Here is an 8,644-nt window from a genome sequence, read left to right as displayed (position 1 = left end):
GCTGCCACCTACCAGCAGTGGGTCCATGACTACAATCACCACAGACCCCACAGCGGCATCGGAAACACCCCACCCATCAACCGCGTTCACAAGGTCTCTGGGAGTTACACCTAGTCGTCGTCCCGGGTCACGTTCGTCCACTCGACCGCGTCGGCCATCCGGGTGCGGGACTTGGTCACGTTGCGCCATGTGCGCACCCCGGTCTCCGGCCAGGGTGGGGCCATGATCTGCACTGCACCCTGGACCATCCGGATCACCCAGCCTGAAGAGAACAAATCATCTTGAGTACGTACACTCTCAAATTGATTCAATCGAACAGAAAACAGGTTCTGGTCCGATGAGAGCGCTCATGGGAAACTCAGGGTTCTGTCGTGAGATCCGCCTACGCTGGGTGGGTGCGCCGCATCCTCTTCGACTCCCCCATCAGCCGGGCCGGCTACCTCTACGCCACCACGGTCGGCGTGATCTGGGGGTCGATCTGGAGCACCGGTAAGGTCGAGCGCCGAAGCGGCCTCATCGTCTTCCGAGGGATGCCTGCCTGGTCATTCGGTCGCGGCGGATCCTGTGTCGGCGGCTGCTACCTGACCAACCAGAACGTGTCGACGGCCATCCTCGAACACGAGGCCGTGCACAAACGCCAGTGGCAGCGATTCGGCATGGTCTTCCCACTGCTCTACCTGGTGGCCGGCCGCAATCCGCTGCGGAACCGTTTTGAAATCGAGGCCGGCCTCGCACAGGGCGGCTATGTCTCGTAGTCCAGAAGTCGAACAACACCCATGTCAATAACCCAGGGGGACCAAGAATGACCGCACGCACTATCGTGATCACCGGCGCCAGCGACGGAATCGGCGCCGCCGCCGCCCGAGCCCTGAGCCGGTCCGGCGACCACGTCGTGATCGTGGGCCGATCGCCCGACAAGACCGCGGCAGTCGCCGAGTCACTCGGCGCCGACTTCCTCGTGGCCGATTTCTCTTGCCTCGACGAGGTGCGCACCCTCGCCGCCGAGTTGCAGGAGCGCTACCCGCGCATCGACGTGCTCGCCAACAACGCCGGCGGCATCATGGGCGAACGTGAAATCACCGTCGACGGCCATGAGAAGACCTTCCAGGTCAACCACCTGGCCCCCTTCCTGCTCACCACCTTGCTGATGGACCGGCTGGTCGCCAGCCAGGCCCGAGTGATCAACACGTCCAGCGCCGCCAACCAGCTCTTTGGGAAGATCGACCTCGACGATCTGCAGGGCGAGACGAAGTATTCCGCGAACAAGGCGTACGGCGACGCCAAGCTTGCGAACATCCTCTTCACCAGGGAACTCCACCGCCGCTACAGCGACGAGGGACTCACCACTGCAGCCTTCCACCCCGGCGTGGTGGCAACGAGCTTCTCCACCGGGTCGACGACCCTCATGCGCCTCATCTACCAGACTCCGCTCAAACGCCTGCTGCTCGGCGCTGAACAGGGAGCCGACACCCTGGTCTGGCTGGCCACCGCGATGCCGGGCACCGACTGGGCATCGGGCGAGTACTACGAGAAACGCCGCATCCAGAAGGCGAACAAGCAGGCCTACGACTCCCAGCTGGCCACCGCCCTCTGGGAGCAGAGTTCAGCGCTGGTCGCCGCGCACTCGGCGCCTCTGGCCTCCTAGCCGGAGCCTTCTGCACGAGGCTACCGGTATCGAACGAATTCGACGGAGATTTTGTTTCGAAACGACTTCTCGCGCTTTTTTGGGCCGATCCGGCCAAAATTCTCCGTCGAATTCGTTCGGGGTTCGGGTCGCGGCGCGGAACTCCAAACGGGAGAAACTTTGGCTGCGCACCGGGCTCGCCACGGCTCCGGTCGATGGGCCTTGCCGCCCTGCGTCCTGCCTCCTCTGGTCAGGGTGGCCAAGCGCGCGTGTGGCCAACTCAGGACATCCGTCACCCGCAGTTACCAGCCGGTGCGGAGCAGTGCAGGATCAGCAAGGATGTCCGGAGGGCCCGGACAGATCTCCTGAGTTGGCCACACGACGAGCCGGACGTGCCGCGGCACCTGTATGGTTCGGGCGCCCACCGTGAGCTCCTTCGTGGCCGAACCGGTGCAGCTCGGGGCCGGTGAAAGTGGCCCGGGTGAATGGGGACGACAACCGGAGCACGTGCGCAACCTCGATCGCGGATGGCCGGCAGCTCACGCGGGGGGCGCGGGGGGCGCCGGGCGCATCCGTCGAGGTAAGCATGTCCCACGTATGAAATATCTGACCTAACGAGAATCCACCCGTTCACGGTGGCAGATCGGGCCGGTGGCGCGCATGATGGTCTGGGGGCGTCGCGGTCCCCAGTGAATGTCACCGAGTGAATGAACCGAGTGAATGAACCGAGTGAATGTCACCCCAGTGGAGGAAGAGCATGAGCTACGCACACACCATCACGGTCAATGTCTCGTTCGACGAAGCGGTCCGGATGGCCCGGGAAGCACTGGCCGACCAGGGATTCGGCGTACTGACCGAAATCAACATGCAGTCCACCTTCGCCGCCAAGCTCGGCCAGGAGGCCGCCGACGCCGTCGGCGACTACCTGATTCTCGGTGCCTGCAATCCCGCCCTGGCCCAGCGGGCCGTGACCGCCGACCCGGGCATCGGCGCCCTGCTCCCCTGCAACGTGGTCGTGCGCCGCCACGCGGGGGCCAGTGAAACCACCGTGGAAGCCCTCGACCCGGCCATCATGGCGCAGCTCAGCACGAAACCGGAGATCAAGCAGGTCTCCATCGAAGCGGATGCCCGGCTGCGCGCAGCCCTTGCGGCCGTGCTCTCCGGCGCCGCGCAGTAGCCTTGGGCCAGGCCTGATCAGGCGGGAAAACGTTAACCAGCGGGGGAATCAATGAACGAACGCACCGGAACAGGTGATCGGACCCGGTCCAGGATCCGGGGCGGCGTCGCCCTGACAGTGCTGGCGGGACTGCTGCTGAGTGCCTGCTCCTCGACCCCCACACCGGGGTCCACCCCGACGGCCTCGGAGGAGGCCACTGCGGTGGCCACTCCCCCGGCCACGACAACGGCTACGCCGACGCAGGCCGCGGCGCCCACCGTGTCGACGATCGTGATGAGCGGCTCCCGACTGGTCAGCCAGACCCCCGACGGGCAGACCGTGCAGACCGCGGTCTTGGACGACGGCCCCGACACGGCCATCGCATTGCTCACGAACGCCTTCGGAACGTCGCCGATCCAGTCCGAGATGACTCAGAACGAAGCCTGCGATGCACCTTCGACCCACTATGTCTGGGACGACGCAATGCTCTCCGTGTCGTCCATCGGGTTTACGGTCAGGTTCAGCGGCCCCTCCGTAGCGGGAATAGCCCTTCGGAGCAGCGGTGGATTCGCGGTCGGCGACAATGCCCAAGCGTTCTTCGATGCGCTCCCGGAGGATCAGGCGCACGATGAATACAACGACGGTTCAGGCCCCTTCGTCTACGACAAGGTGGCTGACGGTGCCCCCTGGGGTGAGGACGGCTCCGCCTTCGGCGGAGTGGCCCTGCTTCAGCCGGGCGGTGTCGTGAAGGCGATCGTCGCGCCCGACACGACGCGCGCCTTCTACTGCTGACGCCGGGCCACCGGCGCACCGGATAGAAAGCGGGACACGAGAGTGGGACACGAGAACGCCCGACCTCGAAGAGGCCGGGCGTTCTCGGTCAAGCAGATGCTGCTACGGGGCGGCGTAGCCGGCTGCGGCCTCGGCCAGCAGGTCCGCCTCTGCCCAGGTCGCGAGGTTCGCGCGCAGCTTCACGCCGAGGTCGGCGTCGACGCTGGTCCAGTACGCGATCGCCCGCTCGGTCACCTCGGGACGCTCCACCCCACTGATGGCCCCGGTGATGGTGTCGAGGAAACGCGCCTTGGCGGCGTCGTCGTAGACCTCGCGGTACAGTGTTCCCGCCTGGCCGAAGTCGCTGTCCTCGCTGCGTAGTTGCGCGCCGGCGCGCACGAGCTCGCCGTCGTTCTCCCAGCTGCCGTCGGTTGCCGCCTGCGGGTCGGCCGCGGGGCCGCCCAGCGAGTTCGGAGCGTAGTTCGGGGCATCCGTCGCGTTGAAGTGATAGCGGGCGGCGCCATCCTGCGAGTAGTTGTTCACGGGTGCCTTCGCGGCGTTCACCGGCAACTGGTTGAAGTTCGTTCCGACCCGGTAACGCTGGGCGTCCGGGTAGGAGAAAATGCGGGCCATCAGCATCTTGTCGGGGCTCGCCGCGATGCCGGGCACGAAGTTCGCCGGGGAGAACGCGGCCTGCTCGATCTCGGCGAAGAAGTTCTCCGGGTTGCGGTTCAGCGTGTGCGTACCGACCTTGACCAGCGGGTAGTCCGCGTGCGGCCAGACCTTGGTGATGTCGAACGGGTTGAACCGGTAGGCCTTGGCCTCTTCATACGGCATGATCTGCACCGAGACGTCCCAGGACGGGAAGTTTCCAGCATCGATCGCGTCGAAGAGGTCGCGACGGTAGTAATCGGCATCGGCGCCCGCGATCAGCTCGGCCTCCGAGCCCTCCATCTCGATGTTGCCCTGATTGGAGGTGAAGTGATACTTGACCCAGAAGCGCTCGCCGGCAGCGTTGATCCACTGGTAGGTGTGCGAGCCGAAGCCCGGCATCTCGCGCCAGGAGCGCGGCAGTCCACGGTCGCCCATCAGGTAGGTCACCTGGTGCGCGGACTCCGGCGACAGGGTCCAGAAGTCCCACTGCATGGTCGCGTCGCGCAGGCCGGAGCCCGGCAGGCGCTTCTGTGAGTGGATGAAGTCGGGGAACTTGATGCCGTCGCGGATGAAGAACACCGGGGTGTTGTTGCCGACGATGTCGTAGTTGCCCTCGGAGGTGTAGAACTTCACCGAGAAACCGCGTACGTCGCGCCAGGTGTCGGGGCTGCCCTGCTCGCCGGCGACGCTGGAGAAGCGCTGCAGGGTCTCGGTGGTCGTTCCGGGCTGGAAGACCGCGGCACGGGTGTACGCGGACACGTCGCCGGTCACCTCGAAGACGCCGTGGGCTCCGCCGCCCTTGGCGTGCACGATGCGCTCCGGGATCCGCTCGCGGTTGAACTGGGCGAGCTTCTCGACCAGGTAGACGTCGTGCAGGGCAGTGACTCCCTCGGTTCCGACGGTCAGGGAGTGCTCGTCGCTCGCGACGGGCGTTCCCGTCTGCGTGGTGGTGGGCTTGATAGTCATCGTGCTCCTTTGTTCGACAGCGGTGCAGGTGCGGAAAGCGTGGAAAGTGTGGCGGTCTGGCAGTCGGGGCAGAGTCCCCAGTAGGTGACCTCGGCGGTGCGCACGGTGAACCCGGCGGTGTTCGAGGGCGTCAGGCAGGGTGATTCGCCCACGGCGCAGTCAACATCGTGCACCGCGCTGCAGCGGGTGCAGACGATGTGGTGGTGGTTGTCGCCGACTCGGCGTTCGAAGAGCGCCGGGGAGCCGGCCGGCTCGATCTTGCGGGCGATCCCGGCGCCCGTGAAGGCCGCGAGCACGCCGTAGACGGCCTGCAGGGAGGTGCCCGGCAGCTCCGCCCGAACCATGGCCAAGAGTCGCTCCGCGGTCGAGTGCGGGGCCAGGTCGAGAACCCGCAGCACCGCCAGGCGGGGCGCGGTGACCTTGAGTCCACACGCACGGATGCTGTCGACGAGCAAGCCGGACGGCTCCGCCGCCCGCATCCGCTTCGTTTTCGTCATGCGCCCCACGCTAACAGTTGTTTTGAGCCACTCAAAACAACGGGCGACCACCGGGCGTGCTGCCGGCGTGCTGGCGCACGCAGATCACCGGCTCAGGACGAAGAGCCGAGTGCCGACTGATAGACGTCGACGACCCGGGCCAGGAAGGCCTCGATCACCTGTCGCTCCACATCGGAGAGATCCTGGGTGAGCGACGCCACTCCCCCGATCACCGGAAGCAGTTGCTGGAACGCCCGCGAAACCGACTCCTGAGCCGGCACCACGACGACCTTGCGACGGTCCGACGAGTGCGGATGCCGCTGGGCGTGCCCGAGGGCCACGAGCCGGTCGACCACGAGAGTCGTCGCCGCCGTGGAGATATCCAGGCGGCGGGACAGCTCGCCCGGGGTCAGCGACCCCTCCTGGATCAGGTGCTCCATCGCGGACAGGTCGGTGGCGTTCACCTCGAGCGCCTGCCCGACCTTCCGCTCGAAGGCACGGGACAAGTGAACGATATCGTGCAGCTGGAAGCCGATCCGACCCGAAACCGGCAGACCTGAATCCCGGATCTCGCCGCCGCCCGGCGCGCCGAGCACCCCGGCCTCGGAGCCGGGAGCGAACTTGCGACGCTCTTCCATAGAAGCCATACTATTACGGACATTGCTAGGACGCCTAGCAATCAGGCTTCCTGGAGGAATTTTGCTCGCGATTCAGCGGTTCATCACCGGTCGACGAACGGCTTGGATCGTACTGGTGGCAACGATCGTCGCCGTCGGTCTGCTCTTCTCCCTCCTCCCCTCCGACGATTCCGAGGAGTTCCCCACCTCGGGCCTGCCCACATCCAGCCAGGCCGCACAGGTCGACGCACTCCTGGCCGAGTTCCCGTCCGCCGAGCAGACCTCCGCGATCGTGGTCTGGACCCGGGTCGGCGGCGATCTGACCCAGGCCGACATCGCGGCGATCACCGAACGCGGCACAGCCCTCGCCGAGCAGTCGACCGTGCCGCAGGCCACCATGCCGCGGTTCAGCGACGATGGGAGAGCGGCCATCAGCATCGTGCCGCTCGACGCGGACGAGGCCAACGCCGACATCGGAGGGGCGGCCACCGACATCCGTGACGCCGCCTCCGACGGACTGCCGACGGGCTTGGACTCCTACGTCACCGGCGCCGTCGGCTTCCAGTCCGACATCACGAACGCGTTCGCCGGCGCCGACTTCCGGCTGCTGCTCGTCACCGTGATCGTCGTCGCCGTGCTCCTGATCGTCACCTACCGCAGCCCCGTGCTGTGGATCGTCCCGCTCGTCGTCGTTGGCATCGCGGACGGCCTCTCCTCGGTCGTCGTCGGAGCCCTCGCCGAGCCGTTCGGCATCACCCTCGACCCTTCCGTCGCCGGCATCCAGTCCGTGCTGGTCTTCGGTGCGGGCACCAACTACGCCCTGCTGCTCGTGGCCCGCTACCGCGAGGAACTGCTCCGCGCCGAGAACCGAAACGACGCCATGCTCGCCGCGGTGCGCGGTGCCGGCTCGGCCATCGCCGCCAGCGGCGGCACGGTCGCGCTCAGCCTGCTCACCCTGCTGTTCGCCGAACTGTCCGGCAACCGCGCGCTCGGTTTCGCCTGCGCCATCGGTGTCGTCATCGCCATCATCTTCGCCCTGGTCGTGCTGCCGGCCGCGCTCGTGGTCTGCGGCCGCGGCCTGTTCTGGCCGTTCATCCCCCGTTTCGTACCCGGCATCGGCACCGAGCTGCGCCCCGGCTTCTGGACCCGGCTCGGCCGCGGCGTGCAGCGCCGTCCGATCGTGGTCACCGCCGCATCCGTCGCCGCGATCGGCGCACTCAGCCTGGGCCTGATCGGCGCCTCGGTGGGACTGTCGCAGGCCGACCAACTCCTCGGAAAGCCCGAGTCGGTGCAGGCGCAGGCGATCGTGGAGGAATCATTCTCGGCCGGCCTGACCAGCCAGACCATCGTGCTGGTCCCGGATGCCGCGGCCGCCGAGGCCACCACGCTCGCCACCGAGACGCCCGGCATCGAGTCCGTGCTGCCCGGGGAGAGCGCGAACGGCCTCACCCGGCTGAACCTCTCCCTCACCAGCGAGCCCGGCAGTGACGAGACCTTCTTCATCATCGACACCCTGCGCGGCACCTATGCCGACGCCGCGGGCGACGTGTCCGAGGCGCTGGTCGGCGGCAGCGACGCCACGGCATTCGACAACAAGACCAGCGCCCAGGCCGACCAGGACCTCATCATCCCGATGATCCTGGCAATCGTCTTCGCGATCCTGGCTCTGCTGCTGCGCTCCCTGGTGGCCCCCGTTCTGTTGATCGTCAGCGTGCTGGCGACCTTCTTCGCCAGCCTCGGCGCCTCCAACTGGATCTTCCAGAACCTGATGGGCTTCCCGGCCTTCAACACCAACGTGGTGCTGTTCGCATTCCTGTTTCTGGTGGCCCTCGGTGTGGACTACAACATCTTCCTCACCACCCGGGCCCGGGAGGAGAGCATCCGGTTCGGCACGAAGGAGGGCATGGTGCGCGCCCTGTCATCGACGGGCGCGGTCATCACGAGCGCCGGCATCCTGATCGCGGCCGTCTTCGCCGTGCTGGGCGTGCTACCGGTCGTGGCGCTCACCCAGATCGGCGTCATCGTCTGCATCGGCGTGCTGCTCGACACGCTCGTCGTGCGCACCCTCGTGGTGCCGGCGCTGGTGTTCCTCACCGGCGACACGTTCTGGTGGCCGTCCCGTCCGGCCGCGAAGGCCCCGCGGGTCTAGCCGCACCGCGGGTCCGACGCTCTGGCGGGCTACCGCGACCCGCTCAGCGAAGTGAGCCCTGCTGGCCGCGGGCAAGAATCTCCGTCGAACCCGAACGAATTCGACGGAGATTTTGCCGTGAGCGGGCGATGTCAAGCTGACTGGAGTCACTTGGGTTAGTTTGTGGCGGTTTCGTCGGCGAGGTGATTGATCCCGACGAGGCTGGCTGGTGCGGGTGTTGTTGGTCGTTCA

At 66.8% G+C, this 8,644-nt stretch carries 10 protein-coding genes; 6 read left to right on the top strand and 4 right to left on the bottom strand.

Annotated features, from left to right (window positions below; all coding sequences use genetic code 11):
• Positions 1 to 114, top strand: a 114-nt coding sequence (locus E3T28_RS15095) for an integrase core domain-containing protein (RefSeq protein WP_166787057.1), incomplete at its 5' end; no start/stop codon positions are given.
• Here the strand turns inward: E3T28_RS15095 and E3T28_RS16995 are convergent.
• Positions 111 to 248, bottom strand: a complete 138-nt coding sequence (locus tag E3T28_RS16995; protein WP_166787056.1) for a hypothetical protein — start codon at positions 246 to 248, stop codon at positions 111 to 113. The two genes, E3T28_RS15095 and E3T28_RS16995, sit on opposite strands and share 4 nt — an antisense overlap.
• A 123-nt stretch (positions 249 to 371) precedes the next feature.
• Here E3T28_RS16995 and E3T28_RS15090 point away from each other — a divergent pair, with 123 nt between their 5' ends.
• The 4 genes from E3T28_RS15090 (at position 372) to E3T28_RS15075 (ending at position 3,572) form a co-directional block, all read left to right on the top strand.
• The gene (locus E3T28_RS15090) at positions 372 to 755 is read left to right on the top strand and encodes a Fe-S oxidoreductase (protein WP_134432829.1); all 384 of its coding nucleotides are present in this window, start codon (positions 372 to 374) and stop codon (positions 753 to 755) included.
• A gap of 47 nt (positions 756 to 802) precedes the next feature.
• On the top strand, positions 803 to 1,645 hold the full coding sequence (locus tag E3T28_RS15085; RefSeq protein WP_134432827.1) for an SDR family NAD(P)-dependent oxidoreductase: 843 nt from the start codon (positions 803 to 805) through the stop codon (positions 1,643 to 1,645).
• Between the two features lie 736 nt (positions 1,646 to 2,381).
• Positions 2,382 to 2,801, top strand: a complete 420-nt coding sequence (locus E3T28_RS15080; RefSeq protein ID WP_134432825.1) for a DUF302 domain-containing protein — start codon at positions 2,382 to 2,384, stop codon at positions 2,799 to 2,801.
• A gap of 51 nt (positions 2,802 to 2,852) precedes the next feature.
• Positions 2,853 to 3,572: a hypothetical protein gene (locus tag E3T28_RS15075; RefSeq protein ID WP_134432823.1), complete on the top strand. Its 720-nt coding sequence runs from the start codon at positions 2,853 to 2,855 to the stop codon at positions 3,570 to 3,572.
• Positions 3,573 to 3,674: 102 nt separating this feature from the next.
• On the opposite strand, the gene E3T28_RS15070 is transcribed toward E3T28_RS15075, so the two are convergent.
• The 3 genes from E3T28_RS15070 to E3T28_RS15060 form a co-directional block, all read right to left on the bottom strand.
• A complete protein-coding gene (locus tag E3T28_RS15070) occupies positions 3,675 to 5,171 on the bottom strand; it encodes a catalase (RefSeq protein WP_134432821.1) in 1,497 nt (498 codons plus the stop codon).
• Complete coding sequence (locus E3T28_RS15065) at positions 5,168 to 5,668, bottom strand: Fur family transcriptional regulator (RefSeq protein ID WP_277613374.1); 501 nt, start codon at positions 5,666 to 5,668, stop codon at positions 5,168 to 5,170. Before E3T28_RS15065 ends, E3T28_RS15070 begins: the two co-directional genes overlap by 4 nt.
• A 92-nt stretch (positions 5,669 to 5,760) precedes the next feature.
• The gene (locus E3T28_RS15060) at positions 5,761 to 6,285 is read right to left on the bottom strand and encodes a MarR family winged helix-turn-helix transcriptional regulator (protein WP_241979384.1); all 525 of its coding nucleotides are present in this window, start codon (positions 6,283 to 6,285) and stop codon (positions 5,761 to 5,763) included.
• Between the two features lie 115 nt (positions 6,286 to 6,400).
• Between E3T28_RS15060 and E3T28_RS15055 the strand changes: the two genes are divergently transcribed.
• Entirely contained in the window at positions 6,401 to 8,413 is a 2,013-nt protein-coding gene (locus E3T28_RS15055) for an MMPL family transporter (protein WP_241979383.1), read from the top strand.
• The last annotated feature ends 231 nt before the right edge of the window (positions 8,414 to 8,644 follow it).

It is taken from the genome of Cryobacterium sinapicolor, from assembly GCF_004403465.1.
Taxonomy (GTDB): domain Bacteria; phylum Actinomycetota; class Actinomycetes; order Actinomycetales; family Microbacteriaceae; genus Cryobacterium; species Cryobacterium sinapicolor.
This window is presented reverse-complemented; position numbering and strand designations above follow the sequence as displayed.

Excerpts from the sequence above, each read along its gene's own strand:
- E3T28_RS15085 (WP_134432827.1), top strand. The coding sequence starts at position 803 with ATGACCGCACGCACTATCGTGATCACCGGCGCCAGCGACGGAATCGGC.
- E3T28_RS15070 (WP_134432821.1), bottom strand. The coding sequence starts at position 5,171 with ATGACTATCAAGCCCACCACCACGCAGACGGGAACGCCCGTCGCGAGC.
- E3T28_RS16995 (WP_166787056.1), bottom strand. The coding sequence starts at position 248 with ATGGTCCAGGGTGCAGTGCAGATCATGGCCCCACCCTGGCCGGAGACC.
- E3T28_RS15075 (WP_134432823.1), top strand. The coding sequence starts at position 2,853 with ATGAACGAACGCACCGGAACAGGTGATCGGACCCGGTCCAGGATCCGG.
- E3T28_RS15065 (WP_277613374.1), bottom strand. The coding sequence starts at position 5,668 with ATGACGAAAACGAAGCGGATGCGGGCGGCGGAGCCGTCCGGCTTGCTC.
- E3T28_RS15060 (WP_241979384.1), bottom strand. The coding sequence starts at position 6,285 with ATGGAAGAGCGTCGCAAGTTCGCTCCCGGCTCCGAGGCCGGGGTGCTC.
- E3T28_RS15080 (WP_134432825.1), top strand. The coding sequence starts at position 2,382 with ATGAGCTACGCACACACCATCACGGTCAATGTCTCGTTCGACGAAGCG.